Origin of the sequence: Exiguobacterium sp. SH4S7 (genome assembly GCF_004336795.1) — a bacterium.
Classification (GTDB): domain Bacteria; phylum Bacillota; class Bacilli; order Exiguobacteriales; family Exiguobacteriaceae; genus Exiguobacterium; species Exiguobacterium aurantiacum_A.
Window position 1 is genome coordinate 218082 of the sequence record NZ_SJUT01000001.1, and the last position, 15402, is coordinate 233483.

At 55.1% G+C, this 15402-nt stretch carries 20 protein-coding genes; 17 read left to right on the forward strand and 3 right to left on the reverse strand.

Going from position 1 to position 15402, the window contains the following annotated elements; all coding sequences use genetic code 11:
• Window positions 1–3 precede the first annotated feature (3 nt).
• Both treP and treC read left to right on the forward strand, forming a co-directional pair.
• Complete coding sequence (gene treP, locus EVJ29_RS01050) at window positions 4–1452, forward strand: PTS system trehalose-specific EIIBC component (RefSeq protein ID WP_131504609.1); 1449 nt, start codon at window positions 4–6, stop codon at window positions 1450–1452.
• A gap of 84 nt (window positions 1453–1536) precedes the next feature.
• Window positions 1537–3174 (forward strand): alpha,alpha-phosphotrehalase, encoded by a 1638-nt coding sequence (gene treC, locus EVJ29_RS01055; RefSeq protein WP_131504610.1) that lies wholly within the window; start codon window positions 1537–1539, stop codon window positions 3172–3174.
• On the opposite strand, the gene EVJ29_RS01060 is transcribed toward treC, so the two are convergent.
• Window positions 3156–3593 carry a hypothetical protein gene (locus EVJ29_RS01060; protein ID WP_131490056.1) on the reverse strand — a complete coding sequence of 146 codons (438 nt, stop codon included), beginning with the start codon at window positions 3591–3593 and terminating at the stop codon, window positions 3156–3158. The genes treC and EVJ29_RS01060 overlap by 19 nt on opposite strands.
• 183 nt (window positions 3594–3776) lie before the next feature.
• Here EVJ29_RS01060 and EVJ29_RS01065 point away from each other — a divergent pair, with 183 nt between their 5' ends.
• From EVJ29_RS01065 to EVJ29_RS01115, 11 genes are all read left to right on the forward strand, one after another.
• Window positions 3777–4931, forward strand: coding sequence for a DEAD/DEAH box helicase family protein (locus tag EVJ29_RS01065; protein WP_131490055.1), 1155 nt, complete (start codon window positions 3777–3779; stop codon window positions 4929–4931).
• Window positions 4928–5596 (forward strand): ComF family protein, encoded by a 669-nt coding sequence (locus EVJ29_RS01070; RefSeq protein ID WP_131464086.1) that lies wholly within the window; start codon window positions 4928–4930, stop codon window positions 5594–5596. Before EVJ29_RS01065 ends, EVJ29_RS01070 begins: the two co-directional genes overlap by 4 nt.
• Before the next feature lie 58 nt (window positions 5597–5654).
• Window positions 5655–5999 (forward strand): flagellar protein, encoded by a 345-nt coding sequence (locus EVJ29_RS01075; RefSeq protein ID WP_131504611.1) that lies wholly within the window; start codon window positions 5655–5657, stop codon window positions 5997–5999.
• A 24-nt stretch (window positions 6000–6023) separates the two neighbouring features.
• Complete coding sequence (locus EVJ29_RS01080; protein ID WP_016509310.1) at window positions 6024–6275, forward strand: flagellar biosynthesis anti-sigma factor FlgM; 252 nt, start codon at window positions 6024–6026, stop codon at window positions 6273–6275.
• Window positions 6276–6385: 110 nt separating this feature from the next.
• Complete coding sequence (flgN, locus tag EVJ29_RS01085) at window positions 6386–6742, forward strand: flagellar export chaperone FlgN (RefSeq protein WP_070328643.1); 357 nt, start codon at window positions 6386–6388, stop codon at window positions 6740–6742.
• Window positions 6743–6754: 12 nt separating this feature from the next.
• Window positions 6755–8257: a flagellar hook-associated protein FlgK gene (gene flgK, locus EVJ29_RS01090; protein WP_201738969.1), complete on the forward strand. Its 1503-nt coding sequence runs from the start codon at window positions 6755–6757 to the stop codon at window positions 8255–8257.
• 6 nt (window positions 8258–8263) lie between these two features.
• On the forward strand, window positions 8264–9214 hold the full coding sequence (flgL, locus tag EVJ29_RS01095) for a flagellar hook-associated protein FlgL (protein WP_131456630.1): 951 nt from the start codon (window positions 8264–8266) through the stop codon (window positions 9212–9214).
• Between the two features lie 6 nt (window positions 9215–9220).
• Window positions 9221–9796: a DUF6470 family protein gene (locus tag EVJ29_RS01100; RefSeq protein ID WP_070328646.1), complete on the forward strand. Its 576-nt coding sequence runs from the start codon at window positions 9221–9223 to the stop codon at window positions 9794–9796.
• A gap of 15 nt (window positions 9797–9811) precedes the next feature.
• Window positions 9812–10249, forward strand: a complete 438-nt coding sequence (gene fliW, locus EVJ29_RS01105; protein WP_131438743.1) for a flagellar assembly protein FliW — start codon at window positions 9812–9814, stop codon at window positions 10247–10249.
• The gene (csrA, locus tag EVJ29_RS01110; protein ID WP_016509303.1) at window positions 10249–10476 is read left to right on the forward strand and encodes a carbon storage regulator CsrA; all 228 of its coding nucleotides are present in this window, start codon (window positions 10249–10251) and stop codon (window positions 10474–10476) included. The genes fliW and csrA overlap by 1 nt, the downstream gene beginning before the upstream one ends.
• A 99-nt stretch (window positions 10477–10575) precedes the next feature.
• Entirely contained in the window at window positions 10576–11634 is a 1059-nt protein-coding gene (locus EVJ29_RS01115) for a GGDEF domain-containing protein (RefSeq protein ID WP_236633344.1), read from the forward strand.
• 30 nt (window positions 11635–11664) lie between these two features.
• Here the strand turns inward: EVJ29_RS01115 and EVJ29_RS01120 are convergent, their stop codons facing one another.
• Window positions 11665–12579 carry a YitT family protein gene (locus EVJ29_RS01120; protein WP_236633345.1) on the reverse strand — a complete coding sequence of 305 codons (915 nt, stop codon included), beginning with the start codon at window positions 12577–12579 and terminating at the stop codon, window positions 11665–11667.
• A 120-nt stretch (window positions 12580–12699) separates the two neighbouring features.
• Between EVJ29_RS01120 and EVJ29_RS01125 the strand changes: the two genes are divergently transcribed.
• Window positions 12700–12996 carry a putative quinol monooxygenase gene (locus tag EVJ29_RS01125; protein ID WP_131490052.1) on the forward strand — a complete coding sequence of 99 codons (297 nt, stop codon included), beginning with the start codon at window positions 12700–12702 and terminating at the stop codon, window positions 12994–12996.
• Between the two features lie 33 nt (window positions 12997–13029).
• Here EVJ29_RS01125 and EVJ29_RS01130 read toward each other — a convergent pair whose 3' ends face one another.
• Complete coding sequence (locus tag EVJ29_RS01130; RefSeq protein ID WP_016509305.1) at window positions 13030–13524, reverse strand: hypothetical protein; 495 nt, start codon at window positions 13522–13524, stop codon at window positions 13030–13032.
• A 158-nt stretch (window positions 13525–13682) separates the two neighbouring features.
• Here EVJ29_RS01130 and EVJ29_RS01135 point away from each other — a divergent pair, with 158 nt between their 5' ends.
• From EVJ29_RS01135 to EVJ29_RS01145, 3 genes are all read left to right on the forward strand, one after another.
• A complete protein-coding gene (locus EVJ29_RS01135; RefSeq protein WP_236633346.1) occupies window positions 13683–14171 on the forward strand; it encodes a hypothetical protein in 489 nt (162 codons plus the stop codon).
• Between the two features lie 97 nt (window positions 14172–14268).
• Window positions 14269–14694, forward strand: a complete 426-nt coding sequence (locus tag EVJ29_RS01140) for a MarR family winged helix-turn-helix transcriptional regulator (RefSeq protein WP_131464075.1) — start codon at window positions 14269–14271, stop codon at window positions 14692–14694.
• Window positions 14684–15394, forward strand: coding sequence for a GAP family protein (locus EVJ29_RS01145; RefSeq protein WP_131464073.1), 711 nt, complete (start codon window positions 14684–14686; stop codon window positions 15392–15394). Before EVJ29_RS01140 ends, EVJ29_RS01145 begins: the two co-directional genes overlap by 11 nt.
• Window positions 15395–15402 lie beyond the last annotated feature (8 nt).

Consider the following 15402-nt stretch of genomic DNA (forward strand, 5'->3'; position numbering starts at 1 on the left):
CTTATGAAGGCAGATTATCGTCAAATCGCCGCGGATATCCTAGAAGCCATCGGGGGCAAGGATAACGTCGATAAAGCGGCGCACTGTGTCACGCGACTCCGTCTCTCACTGAAAGACCAGTCGCTCGTCAATGAGGCAAAAGTAAAAGAAGCCGATCTCGTCAAAGGGGCGTTCGAGAACTCGGGCGTGTACCAAGTCGTCATCGGTGCCGGGGACGTCGAGCGCGTCTACGCCGAGTTCATCAAACTCGCCGGGCTCGAGGCGGCAACGGTCGCTGAAGTCAAATCGTCAGGCGGCAAGAAGATGAACCCGCTCCAAAAACTCGTCAAAGTGTTCTCGGACGTGTTCATGCCGATCATCCCGGCCATCATCGTCGCCGGTCTCTTGATGGGGATTAACAACTTGCTCGCGTCGGAAGGACTGTTCGTCGACGACGCGACGCTCATCGAGGCGTATCCGAACTTGCAAGGCTTATGGGATCTCATCAACATGATGGCGAACACGGCGTTCGTCTTCCTGCCAGCCCTCGTCGGTTGGTCGGCAACGAAGCGTTTTGGTGGCAGCGAAGTGCTCGGTATCGTCATGGGTCTACTGCTCGTCCACCCGGACTTGTTGAACGCATGGGGTTACGGGCAAGCGGCGCTTGAAGGCGATATCCCGACGTTCGACATCCTCGGGCTGTTCGAAATCGAGAAAGTCGGCTATCAAGGTCAAATCTTGCCGATTTTGGCCGCGGCCTTCATTTTGAGCCATATTGAAATGTTCTTGAAAAAACATGTTCCAAATGCGATCCAACTGCTCGTCGTGCCGATCACGACAATCGTCGTCACAGGTTTCCTCGCCCTTGCGATCGTCGGACCGGTCACACGCGGAATCGGGAACGTCATCGCGACGAGTCTCGTCAACGTGTTCGAAGCGGTACCGGTCGTCGGTGCGCTCTTGTTCGGTTTGTTCTATGCACCGCTTGTCGTCACGGGGATGCACCACTTGTTCATCGCGATCGACCTGCAACTCATCGCAGAGACGGGCGGCACGTTCATCTGGCCGATGCTCGCTCTGTCGAACATCGCCCAAGGTTCGGCGGCGTTCGCTATGTTCTTCGTCTACAAGCATAACGCCAAACAAAAGAGTATGGCGTCGACGTCAGCAATCTCGGCTTACTTTGGGATCACCGAGCCAGCCATGTTCGGGGTGAACTTGCCGAACAAATTCCCGTTCTACTCAGCGATGATCGGGTCGGCGATTGCCGCCGTCTTCATCACGCTGAACGACGTCCAGGCCATCGGCATCGGCGTCGGGGGACTCCCTGGCTTCCTGTCGATCTTCACAGATAAAATCTTGCTCTTCATGGTCGGGATGGTCATTGCGATCGTCGTCCCGTTCGTGCTCACGTTCGCCTTGTCAAAACGCTACATGAAAAAAGGCGAGCTGAAAGTAGACAAAGTCGCATAATATGGGGATTCATCAAGGGGAGGGACGGAGGTTCTTCCCCTTTTCCTATCAAAATGAAAACTCTTACAAAAGGAGCTGTCGTTCATGACACAAACAAACTGGCGCAAATCAGTCGTCTATCAAATCTATCCAAAAAGCTTTTACAGCCCGGAAGGTAACGCTACCGGCTCGATTAAAGGAGTGACGTCGAAACTCGATTATCTGGCCGATCTCGGCATCGAATATATTTGGATGACACCGGTGTACAAGTCGCCGCAAAACGATAACGGGTACGACGTGAGCGACTATTACGCGATCGACCCATCGTACGGGACGATGGAAGACCTTGACGAGCTCGTCCGCGAGGCCGAGTCGCGCGGGATCGGACTGATGATGGATATCGTCGTCAACCACTCGTCGACCGAGCATGAGTGGTTCCAAAAATCGCTCGCCGGTGACGAACGGTACCGGGACTATTACATTTGGCGCGACGAACCGACGAACTGGGAGTCGAAGTTCGGGGGCAACGCCTGGAAGTATGACGACAAGAGCGGCCAGTACTTCCTCCACTTGTTCGACGAGACGCAAGCCGACTTGAACTGGGAGAACGAACAGATGCGTGAGGACGTCTACGAGATGATGCGTTTCTGGCGCGAGAAAGGCATCAAAGGGTTCCGCCTCGACGTCATCAACTTGATCTCGAAGCAACAGGACTTCCCGGAGGACGAATCGGACGGCCGCAAGTTCTATACGGACGGGCCGCGCATCCATGAGTTCTTGAAAGAGATGAACCGCGAAGTGTTCGAGGGGCATGACGTCATCACGGTCGGCGAAATGTCGTCGACGACGCTCGACCATTGCGTCCGCTACTCGAGCCCGGACGAGCGTGAACTCAGCATGACGTTCAGTTTCCACCACTTGAAAGTCGATTACCCGAACGGCGAGAAGTTCGTCGCCGCACCGTTCGATTTCGTGCAGCTGAAAGACATCATGTCGACGTGGCAGGAAGGGATGCACGGCAAGGGCTGGAACGCCATCTTCTGGTGCAACCATGACCAGCCGCGCGTCGTCAGCCGCTTCGGCAACGACACCGACCACCGCGTCGAGAGCGCCAAGATGCTCGCGACCGCGCTCCACGGACTACAAGGGACACCGTACATCTATCAAGGCGAAGAGATTGGCATGACGAACCCAGGGTTTGACTCGCTCGACGAGTACCGCGACATCGAGACGCTCAACATCTACAAGCTGAAGCGCGACGAGGGCGTGTCGCACGAGGACATGATGGCCGCCATCAAACAGAAGTCACGCGACAACTCACGGACACCGATGCAGTGGGACGCGACGCCGCACGCCGGCTTCACGAGCGGCACACCGTGGATCAACGTGGCGCCGAACTATACGGAGGTCAACGTCGAGACGGCGCTCGACGACCCGGATTCAGTGTTCTACCACTACAAGAACTTGCTCTCGCTCCGCAAAGAGCTCGACGTGTTGACGGACGGGGACTATACGCTGTTGACGAAACAGGACTTAGGCGTCTGGGCATACACACGGAAGACGGACGACGAAGAAGTACTCGTCGTCGCCAACTTCTATGGGCCCGAGACGACGTATGAGATCCCGGAACGGTTCACATGCGCCGACGTCGTCAGCCACAACTATGACGTGCCGCAACTCGACGGAACGACGTTGTCGCTCCGGGCGTACGAGGCGATCATGTTCTATAAACGTAACGCATAAAGCGTAATCAGAAAAACTCGCCAGACGAATTCGTCTGGCGAGTTTTTCTGATTACATGGTAAGGCATCACGTCGGTCCAATGAAAGGGAAACGTCCGACGAGACGCTCGCAGCATCTCCGAAATTGTCGTCCACGACTTCCCCCGCTCGAGTGACGCGCACCCACAATTCAGTGTCGACATGGGACGGGGACGCGTACAACACGTAATATTTCGCATCGTACAGAGATAAGTATGTCACACCAATCACGTTAAGTTCCAGCTCGGGATACGTCATATCGACATAGGTTTCGGCTGCTCGGACGGCTCGTTGTTCGGCCGCGTCGCTACCGTTCAACACATACCAAATCCACCAACCGAGGCAAAACACAGCAATCATTCCTAAGCCGGTTAGTACGTTATGGATAGGTCGTTTAAACACGAAATCCTCCTCATTTCCAATTAATGGTCTACTCGTAGTATAGTCGGTAACTTTATTTTTCACCTCCGTCTGTCGCATGATATGACTTGATGTATTAGCATTAACCGTTCCTGTTCCATCAACGAGCATGACATGTGGACTTAACGGTTATATGCTAATGTCAGTGAAAAAGGACTGATTTTATTGGGACACCTCGTCGTTAGTCCGAACGGGAAACCGGCCATCCGCTTCGGCGTCTGTCAGCGCTGTCTGAGCACCGATATCCGCGCGTTCACCTGTCATCACGGCGCATGTCAGTATTGCCGCAATTGCTTGCACCTCGGGCGGGTATGCCGCTGTGACTTTTTAGCAGAGATCGACGTCACGACGCCGGTCGAACCGACTGAACTCGTTATGCCGTTCGAGCTGGCAGACGCGCAACAACGTGTCAGCGAGCAATTACTCACGTGGTGGGAGAAACGACAGACCGGTCTCGTCCACGCCGTCTGCGGTGCCGGCAAGACCGAGATGGCGTTCCCGGTCATTGCCCGCATCGTCAACGAAGGGAAGCGCGTTCTCGTCGTCTCGCCACGACGTGACGTCGCCATCGAGTGGGCCGACCGGCTCGAGGCAAGCTTCACCGTCCCAATCACAAGGCGCTACGGAGGCGGGGACAAGGAATCGATTGGGATGATCACCGTCGCGACGGCCCCGCTTCTTGTGAATTTGCGCGACGTGTTCGATTATGTTCTCGTCGACGAGTCAGACGCGTTCCCGTTCGCTTTCGACTTATCGCTCTGGTGGACACTCTATCGTGCCGGTAAAGGTGTCTTCTTGTTCGTCACGGCGACACCGACGCTGTGGCAACGTCAGTTTCCAACCACCCACTTGTCGCGCCGCTACCACGGCCACGATTTGCCGATGCCGCGGCTCGTCAAACAGGCCGAGTCAGCCATTCTCGACTTTTGCCGGAGCCATGTGGCGCCGCGCCTATTGTTCGTCCCGACGAAACCGGACCTTGTCCGTTATGGAAAGCTACTTGAGGCGGCCGGGCTCGACTACCGGGCCGTCTCGGCCGACACCGATGCGCGGACGGATACGCTTGTCTGGCTAGAAGAAACGAACGGCATCGTGCTCGCGACGTCGATTTGGGAGCGCGGCATGACCGTCCGCGGCGTCCAGGTCGCCATTCTCGATAGTGACCATCGTCTGTTCTCGACGCGCGCCCTCATCCAGATGGCGGGCCGGGCCGGACGTAAGCCTGACGCGCCGACCGGGGACGTCGTCTTGTTCTATACCGAGCGGACGTTCCGGCAAGACCAGACCATCCGCGCGATCGAGGAGGCGAACCGGCGATGAACTGCCTCGTCTGCCGCCAACCGATGACGGTGCCGTGGAGTCCGTCGACACTTTTAAAACGTGACTGGGTCTGTCCGGACTGTGAAGCGATGTTGACCCCGCTCGAGCCGGGCTGTCCCCGCTGCGGTCATCCGAGCCCAGACGGGAAGACGTGCCCGGACTGCGTCCGCTGGCTCGCGCTCGGTCTCGATTTGACGGTCCGTTGCCTCTACGCCTACGACGAGGCCGGTGCGACGTGGCTCCATCGCTTCAAGTTCGGCGGGGATGTCGCGCTCGTCGATCATGTTCGGGACACGTTACGAAACGCGCGTGAACCGGGCGTGATTTACGTGCCCATCCCGCTCGGGGAGGAGCGGCTTTTGACGCGTCGCTTCAACCAGGCGGACGTGCTCGCCCGATCAATCGGACCGACGCAGCAACTCCTTCAAAAAGAAGAGGTTTCAAGTCAGCGTGAATTTGGGAAAGGAGAAAGGCGGCACCGTCCAAACCCGTTTGCTGTACAAGCTGCGACTACATATGGGAAAATCGTGCTCGTCGACGACGTCTATACGACCGGTACGACGCTCCACCAAGCAGCGTACACACTGAAGAAAGCCGGCTATGCAGAAGTTTCTGCGGTTTGCCTGTTCCGGGCGCTAAACAAATCAAAAATGCGTCCGATATAAAGGGCAGAGGTGAATGACATTGGAAGCAGCAACTTGTCAGATGTGTGGGCGTTTGTTTATGAAACAAAGCCGCTCACCGTACTGTCCGTCATGTAGTGAAGTCGATTTCCAAAACTTCTTGAAAGTTCGGGACTTCATTCGGGAACCAACCAACAAACAGACAACGATCGGGGCCTTAGTCGAAGCGACAGGTGTCTCCGAACTTGATATCACGCGATATATCCATGAAGGACGCTTGATCATCAAGGACAACCCAGCAATGAGCATCGCTTGTGTGCGCTGCGGCAAGGCGACGAACGCAGGAAAAGTTTGTTCGACTTGTCAGGCAGAGATGCAGCAAGAACTACAAGGTTTACAAGCAAGTGTAACCAAGACGAGCGCTCGCGCTTATCGTTTGGACTAACAACTTAGAAGAGGGGGGACACGCATGCGCATCGATTCTGCAAAGTGGGTACATTTACCGAACACTTACGAGAAGAAAACGCTAGCCGAGACGAAGCCCGAGCTAACACGCCAAACGGACCGAATATCGATATCGGCTGAAGCCCGCGCCCGGTTTGAAGAACCGGTGAAAAATCCGGACCGTCTTGAGAAGATCAGCGCCTTGAAGGCGGAGATCAACGCAGGGACGTATACACGGGACGCGCGCGACATCGCCAAACGCTTTCTACAAGGATGAATGGAAGCGAGGTCCGCTTGAGGCCTTCGCACTTATAACACGGCACGGAAGCTGACTAGACAAGGGAACCCCTTTTTAGTCGGCTCTTTTTTTGGAAAAAGGAGACTATTATGCTCACATTACATACACGTTTACTCGAACTCGCTTACGCAAAAGAACAACTGCTCATCAAAGGCGATATGCCCGCTTTCAGCGCGCTCGTCAAAGAAGAAGCGACGATTGTCCGACAAATCGGACAAAAAGAGACGGAACGACTTCAAGGTTTGCTCGTTTTGGACGATGAAGAGAAGGAAGCGCTACGACCGGTGCTGTTCGAACTGAAGCGACAGAATGAACTGAACGCGACGTTGCTCGAACAGTCGCTCCGGTATATCAATTGGCATTTGGACATGCTCATGCCAGAAGCAGACGATTTCACATACGGGCAACAGGCGTTCGAGACACGCTCGTTCAGCCGTGACGTATAAGGAGGAACATTTATGGGTTCAACATTTATGGGATTAGAGACGGCGCGACGCAGTTTGACGACGCACCAGTGGGCGCTGCAGGCGACGGGGAACAACGTCGCCAACGCCTCGAACCCGGGCTACTCGCGTCAACGACTGTCAATTGGCATGACCGAACAGCTGAGTGTCAACTTCGGCGGAACGAAGGCCGGACAGTTCGGGACGGGCGTACGCGGGGAGACGCTCGCCCGCATCCGCGACTTGATGATCGACCAACAATACCGTGACGAGACGGTCAAAAACTCGTTTTACGCGACGAAAGAAGCGGCGTTCGGCCGGATGGAAGATATCATCAACGAACCTTCTGAGAACGGTCTCGCCAAATCGCTCGACTTGTTCTGGGGATCGCTCCAAGACTTGTCGGTCAACCCGGATGACACCGGCGCCCGCAGCGTCGTTCGTCAACGGGCGATGACGCTCGCCGAGACGTTCAACTATATGTCGTCCTCGCTCACGAAAGTCCAAGACGATTTGAAGTCAGAAGCCGACGTCGTCATCAAGAAAGTGAACGACCTGTTGACGAAGATCAGCGACGTCAACCGTCAAATCGGGGACGCGGAACCGCTCGGCGCGCTCCCAAACGAACTGTATGACGCACGTGACCGCTACATGGACGAGCTCGCGCAATACGTCGAGTTCGAGCGCAAACCGGTCGACTACTTGAACGGCGAGACGCGCGGTAACTCGCAGCGGATGGCCGAGGGGCGGATCGATATTGTCGTCAACCTCGGAACGAAAGCCGCACCGAACAACGTGACACTCGTTGACGCCATCGGAGGAGGGATCGGGAAATTTGACGGCCTCGAATTGACGGATGCGGCAGGCGCAGTCACGCCGCTCACCCACGCCGAGATTCCGAACGGGAAGTTGAAAGCACTCGTCGAAATGTATGGCGAGGGTGCGAACGAAGGGATTGACGGGGCCTTCACCGTCATGCTGAAAGATTTGGATGAGATGGCCAATCAATTCGCGACTGCCTTCAACACCGCGCATAGTGGCAATATCGATGCAACAGGCGTCGCCGGCACGGATCAATTTTTCGTAAACGTGACGAGTGCGGCGGATATAACCGTCGGCGATGACATTATGAAGAACCTCGATTTGATCGCCGCTTCAAAAGACGGCAACATCGGTGACGGCAGTGGGGCGTTGGCGCTTGCCGACTTGAAAAACCAAGCGTTGGCGTTTACGGGCGGCTCGGTCACGACCAATTCGTCGATCGGGAAGTATTATCAAAACGTCATCGGCAACATGGCCGTCTCGGCGAGCCAGAGCGGAAGTCTCGCCAAGAGCACGTTCGCGCTCATGGCGAGTTCGGACCAGCGCCGCCAATCGGTGAGCGCGGTCTCGCTCGACGAAGAGATGACGATGATGATCCAGTACCAGCACGCCTATAACGCGGCGGCACGGAACATCACGGCGGTCGACGAGATGCTCGACAAAATCATTAACGGCATGGGTGTCGTAGGGAGGTAATGAGTAATGCGTGTCACACAGACGATGCTCACACAGACGAACTTGAAACATTTATCGAGCAGCTATAACACGCTCGCCCGCGTCCAAGAACAACTGATCAGCGGGAAACGGATCCAAAAAGCGTCCGAGGACCCGGTCGTCGCGATGCAAGGCATCCGTTACCGGACCGAAGTGCGCGAAGTCGACCAGTTCCGTCGTAACGTCAGCGAAGCGACGAGCTGGATGGACTTGACCGACTCGACGTTGAACGAAGTGACGGAAGCCGTCAAACGGATCCGTGAACTGACGACGCAAGCGGCGAACGACACGTACGAGTCGTCACAACGCGAGATCATCAAGAGTGAGATCGACCAACTCGTCGAACATATCGGTTCGCTCGCGAACTCGAAAGCCGGCGAGAAGTATATTTATAACGGGACAAAGACGGATCAGCCGCTTATCGATATGGACAAGTTAAAGGGCTATTTAAAGAACGATCCTTTAAATCCGGTCACGATTGCTGAAATTTATACAGCAAACGAAATACCCGGTGATCCTGACCCGAGCGGCAAAATCGAGTTCGAAGTCTCGAAAGGGATCAAGATGCAAGTGAATATGCAACCGGAGACAGTCTTTGGACAAAAGCTGTTTGAGGGACTTCAAAAATTAAGTGGCTTGCTTGGGGCAGCGACGACAGGCGGGGCCGATCTATCAGCCGAACTGGCGACGCTCGACACGCTCGGTCAAAGCTTGATCACGGAGCGGGCCGAACTCGGTGCTCGCGCCAACCGGCTCGAACTCGTCGATAATCGTCTGCAAGACCACGAGATTATCGCCAAGACGATCATGTCGAACAATGAAGATATCGATATCGAGAAAGTCATCATGGAGCTCAAGTCACATGAGACGGTACACCGGGCCGCACTCTCAGCCGGGGCCCGCATCATCCAGCCGACGCTCCTCGACTTCCTCCGGTAAGCGCGGATGAACCTGGCGAGACTTGAGATGCGGCAGACGCAGGCCGCGATCCAGATGACGTCGAACCGCCCCGTGCTCGAGATGAGACAAGGGCGGGCCGATGTGTCGATGACGCAAGGCAAGGTCGAGATGACGCAACAGACGAGACAAGGCACGCTCGAAGTCGACTCTTCGGTCGCACGCAGTGAGAGCAACTTGAAAAGCGCGCTCGAACTCGGCCGCTACTTCGGCCAGCTCGGCGAACAAGGTGTGCGCGAGGCGACGAGCCAGACGGCCCGGGAAGGCGATCAACTGATGCGGATCGAGAACGGTAACCCGATCCCGAGCATCGCTGCGAGCAAAGTGAACGACCCGTACCCAATCGTCGACATGGGCTATATGCCGAAGTCGATCGACCGCGTCAAGTTGACGTATACGCCGGCGGATGTCAAAATCGAATGGAACCTGACGCCGGCACAAATAGATGTATCGCTTACCCCGGCCGAGATTTCGTTCACACCATGGACGACGGACATCTCGCTTCGCCAAGAGGCGTCGCTCGAGATGTGGCCAATCGGTGGCATGTATGATGAGACGCGTTGAAAGTGAGGACAAACCATGTTCATTGAGACAGATTATTTTGGCAAGATTGAAGTGAATGATGAAGAGACGATTTCGTTCGTCAGCGAGGTGCCCGGTTTTCCGGACTCGAAGACGTTCGTTCTCATCCCGTACGGGGACGACCTCCCGTTCTGGTCGTTGCAGTCGATCGAAGATTCGGCTTGTGCGTTCGTCGTGACGAACCCGTTTTGGCATAAGGCGGATTATGCGTTCGAACTGACGGACGGTGCCAAGGAGCAGCTCGCGATCGGTGAGGCCGAGCACGTCTCGGTATACGCCATCGTCACGCTTCGCGAACCGTTCGACGCCTCGACGCTCAACTTGAAGGCACCGATCGTCATCGAGACGAAAGAGCGCCGTGGCAAGCAAGTCATCTTAGACGATGCCTACTCGGCCCGCTACCCGCTCGGCGGCCAGAAAGCAGAGGTGCGCTGATGCTCGTATTGAAACGAAAACAAGGTGAGGCGATCCATATCGGCGACGATGTGACGCTCACCGTGCTCGCCATCGAAGGCGACCAAGTCAAGCTCGGCATCGACGCCCCGCGTCACATCGACATCCATCGCCACGAGGTGTATGTCCAGATGCAAACCGAGAATGAATCGGCCCGCGATAGTGCCAATTTGATGAAACAAATGCTTAAAAACAAGTCGGAAGCATGAGCTTTCGACTTTTTGGCTGGCTGAATTTTTAGATAGGCTGACACGTGTCACACGGGTACGATAGGATAGATAGGAAGAATTGGGAAAGGATTGGGTCGATTGGGTCAGGTTGTAAACATTTTTTTCATTAATATCAGCATCATCTATTTGCTCATTTCGTTGACGTTTTATGTGATGCGTGACGTTTTGCCGATTCAAGTGTCATCACCCATCTCGATCCGCATCGGGTTCGGGCTGTCGAACGGACTGATCGCTGTGTTGCTGACGATCAACTCAATCGTCGTCGACGGGGCCAAAATCGACCTGCGGATCATCCCGTTCGCACTCGCGGCGGCATTCGCCGGTCCGGTCGGGGTGACCGTCGCCATCCTCACATCTGTCGCGGCCAGGTTGATGACAGAGGGATTCAGTGCGGTCATCATGAACGCCTTCGTCATGATCGGCATTTTTTGGGTGATTGCCGTCGGGCTCGGTCGTCAATCTGTGCGCCGAGGTCATTCGTTCGCGGTGTACATCGCGATCGGCATGGCGCTCGTCCTCGTCCGCGTCGTCGGCAACGTCTCGCTCGATACGTTTATTGACGTGTTCATCCCGTATTTCCTGATGACATCGCTCGGGGCTTGGATGTGCTACTGGGGTGCCAAGAAGTTGGAGACCCATCTTTGGATGTTCCGTCTGCATACCCATCGGGCGACGGTCGACGAGTTGACGGGACTGCCGAACCGCTACATGACGCTCGAACGGTTGAGCGAGGTGGAACTGTCTGGTCGGCCATGGGCACTCTTCGTCATCGATGTCGACCATTTCAAGCAATTGAACGATACATATGGCCATCGTGCCGGCGACGAGGCGTTGCGTCAAATCGGTGAGACGTTACGCCTGAACTGCCCGGACGGGGGATTTGTCGGTCGGTACGGCGGCGAAGAATTTTTGATGGTCGTCGAAGGTGCAGGGGAGGCCGTCGTGGCGCTTGCCGACGCGGTCGTCGATGTCGTCCGTGAGACACCGTTCACGTTTGAGGGGGAAACGATCCCGATGACGATCTCGATCGGGGCGTCGGTCGCCGACGCCGAACCGAGCATGCTTGTGTTCGAGCGGGCCGATGCGGCGCTCTATGCGGCGAAGATGAGCGGACGCGATCAGGCACGTTTAGGATAACGCAAAAGGTCGGCCCTGGGGCCGACCTTTTTAGTGGATATTTTTCTTTTTGAACTGTCCGCCCCGGACGTCGTGGATGTTACCGATGGCGAGGAACGCCTTCTCGTCATAGTCGTCGAGGATGTCTTTCAATTTCGTCTCCTCTAGACGGCTGATGACGGTGAAGACGACTTTTTTGCCGTCACCCGTGTACGCCCCTTCGCCGTGAAGGTACGTCACACCGCGGCCGAGTCGGTCCATGATGGCTTGACCGACGTCGTCCGGCGACGTCGTGATGATCCACGCCGCTTTCGATTGGTCGATCCCTTCTAATACGATATCGATCGTCTTGAAGGCGACGAAATAGGTGATAAGCGAGTACATGGCCCGGTCCCAGCTGAAGACGAAGCCGGCCGTGCCGAGGATGAAGATGTTGAAGAACATGACGATCTCGCCGACCGAGAACGGGAGCCGGTCCGTGAACGACACGGCCAAAATCTCGGTCCCGTCGAGCGAACCGCCGGCCCGGATGACGAGCCCGATTCCGGCGCCGAGCAAGAAGCCGCCGAACACGGTCGAAAGAAGCAGATCGTCCGTGAACGGTTCGATCGAGTGCAATAGGATTGTGAAGCCCGACATGAGTAAGATGGCGACGAGGGTGACGACGGCGAACGTCTTCCCGATCTGGCGGTAGCCGAAGTAAATGAACGGCAAATTGAACAGGACGAGCCAGATGGCGATTTTTGTTTCTGTCAGATAAGAGACGATGATCGAGACGCCGACGATGCCGCCGTCGATGATCTGGTTCGGGACGAGGAACGCCTCGAGTCCGATGGCGAAAATGAAGGCGCCGATCAAGAGGAGCAGCGCTTTCGCGAAGAGCTCGGTCGGTTTGATTGGATTATGTTCCCGCTTTAAGCGGAGCACTTCCTCCGGGGTCGGGGAAGGCATCGGTGGACGCTGCATCGCGTATCGCCCCTTTCCTTTTTGTTTTAGTATAGCAAACCTCACAACGGATTTTACGGTCGAGGCAGGAAATCTGACACAAATTATGGAACAAGTCGAGAATCAGGAAGGAGAGATCTCATGCGTCCATATGGATTGTTCGGCAAGTTGACCGCTATTCCGGGTGAGCACGACACGTTGCTCGCGATCTTGCTCGAGGCGGCCGAGGCGATGAAACAGGAGTCGACGTGCGCTATGTACCGGGTGAACGTCTCACTCGATGACGATTCGATTCTCGTCTACGAAGTGTGGGAAAGTGTAGACGCCCATCAACAGTCGCTCTCGCTTGAGACGACGAAAACGCTGATCGAGCGGGCGCGACCGGTCTTGGCCAAAGTCGAGCGCTTGGCCGTGTTCGAGCCTAGAGGCGGGCATTGAAAAACATCCACGTCCGCGGACGTGGATGTTTTATCAAGATTTCGTCAAACTGCCTTTGACCTGCTCATAAAACTCGTCCATCATGCCGGTACGGCTGCCGAGCTGACAGATGAGTTCGAGCGTTTCTTTATAGAACTTTTTGACGAGTCCTTTGTTTTTGACTTCCATCGACGCGAGCGTCTTGTCGAGGTTTTGGAGAATCTCCTCGATCTGGTTGTCCGAGTCCGGTTTGACGACCGTCATGTTATCCGGGATCTTGACGACTTTTTCTTGTTCCTGGTGACGGAACGAAGCGCCGAAGCCAAGGTTCTCGATGAACAAGTGCGGCATCGCCTTCTGACCGAAGAATTGTTGGTGCCACTCGCTCGCTTTCATCGTGTCCATATCTTGCTTGAACGTGGACGCCGTCGAGACGTATTTTTTAAACAGATCCGTCATGAATTTTTCGATGACCGGGATTTGCAGGGCGAAGACGTTTTTCAAGAGCGCGTCGAGCTGTGCGCGCGACAATTGGGATTCGTTTGACATGTCAGTTCCTCTTTTCTGTAATACGATATCTTTATCGTATGGGATTGGCGGACGGGCGTCAACGCATCCTAAAAAGTTTTTTCAGAATATTTAATGATTTGGTGATGTTTTGTGCGATAATCGTCTCATGGCAGTCATCAAAGAGGAGTGAGTTCAACATGAATAAAACAGTAAAATGGGCCGTCGCGCTTGGCGTGACCGGTGCCCTCGTCGCAACGGTCGGTGTCGTCTCGTCACGCGGACGGACCGATGATACGTCACAGACGATCCGTGACCGCGACCTCGGCTACGAGATCATTCTCCCATCGAAGATCGCCGAGGCGATCGAGCGCGGTGACGTCTATATCGAGAAAGCACAAGACGTCGTCGATGTCGGCGATAAAAATAGCTACGGCACGTTCGACCTCTACTATAACGTCGAGGAGGGGGACGACCAACTGTTGTTCCACCTTGACTTGATCGACCGTGAACTCTCGGAAGAGGCGTTCGCGACCGAAATCGGTTACGGCAACTATCTCGGCGCGAGCGACAAGACGTTCTTCTGGGTCGAACCGACCGAGGCCGTCCCAGGCGCTGAGGCGCATACGGATGAGATTGCAGAGCTGCTCGAGACGCTCCCAGAGCTCGAGTTTAAATTGATCGATTGATCTGGACGCCTGTCATGAGACGGGCGTTTTTTTGTTTGCTGAATAAGATAATCTATTATATAGTTAGGTTAACTAACTATATAAGGGGGCGCAACAGATGTCTGTAATTCAACATTTCAACACACTGTATGACAGCTACTTAAGACGTTTACAGAAGGAAATTGAAGTCCATGAGTATGACGACATCACGGTCGCGAATTATCCATACATCTTGGCGATTTATGAGGAAACATCAATCACCGTCTCATCGCTTGCCGAACGGATGGGCGTCAAGAAAGCGTCCGTGTCTCAAATGCTCGACCGCCTCGTCAAAACGGGATATGTCGAACGGGTACGTCAGGAGACAGATAAACGAAGTATTCAAGTGAGACTGACACCGCGTGGGCGTGAGTTCGTCGACACGGAAACGGGCGTCTATATACGCTTTATCGATCACATCTCACAAGCGCTCTCGCCAGAAGAATGGCAAACGTTCGAGCGGTTGCTCGGACAGTTAGCCGAGGCGGCAGACGATGAATCTTGAATTCGTTCTCGCCGCGCTAGGTCTCGCCTTGCTCGACAGTCTGAACCCGGCGACGATTGCCACGATGATGGTGCTGCTGCCGCTTGTTCGAAAAAAGTGGCATGCGAGTCTATTTATTGTCGGGACGTTTGTCGTATACACGGTTGCGGGAATCGCCATATATACAGGGCTCGATCGCTTGCTGCGAGATGTCTTGTCTTCGTGGCTCGAGCGATTCACGACTCAAGTGGGGATATCGTTACTCGTCATCGGACTGGGCTGTCTCGTGTATGGCGCCGTCACGACGCTGCGTTTATTCAGGCGAATCCGAGCAAACGAGCCGTTGCCAGACGTCGTGGGGACGCTTGTCCGCACCGTGAACCCGTATTCGATTATCGTACTTTCGGTCTCGTCAACGTTTCTTGACTTGCCGACGGCTTTACCGTTGTTCGGCTTCGTCGCAATCCTATCTGGGGCAGGGCTTGAAATCATTGTCAGTCTGATCGCGTTCGTATGCTATGGGGTGGTGTATATCGCACCGATGGCCATGGTCTATGGTCTGTACATCTATTTTCATGGAGATGCGCGCTACGTCCGTTTCGAACGTTCGTTTCGCCACTTGTTGAACGTTTCAAGCGTTTATCTGATTCCGGTGTTCTTGTTTCTTTTAGGCGGTTGGCTCGTCTTCAATGGGATTGCACGGCTCGGGGTGGACATGTAAATCGCTTC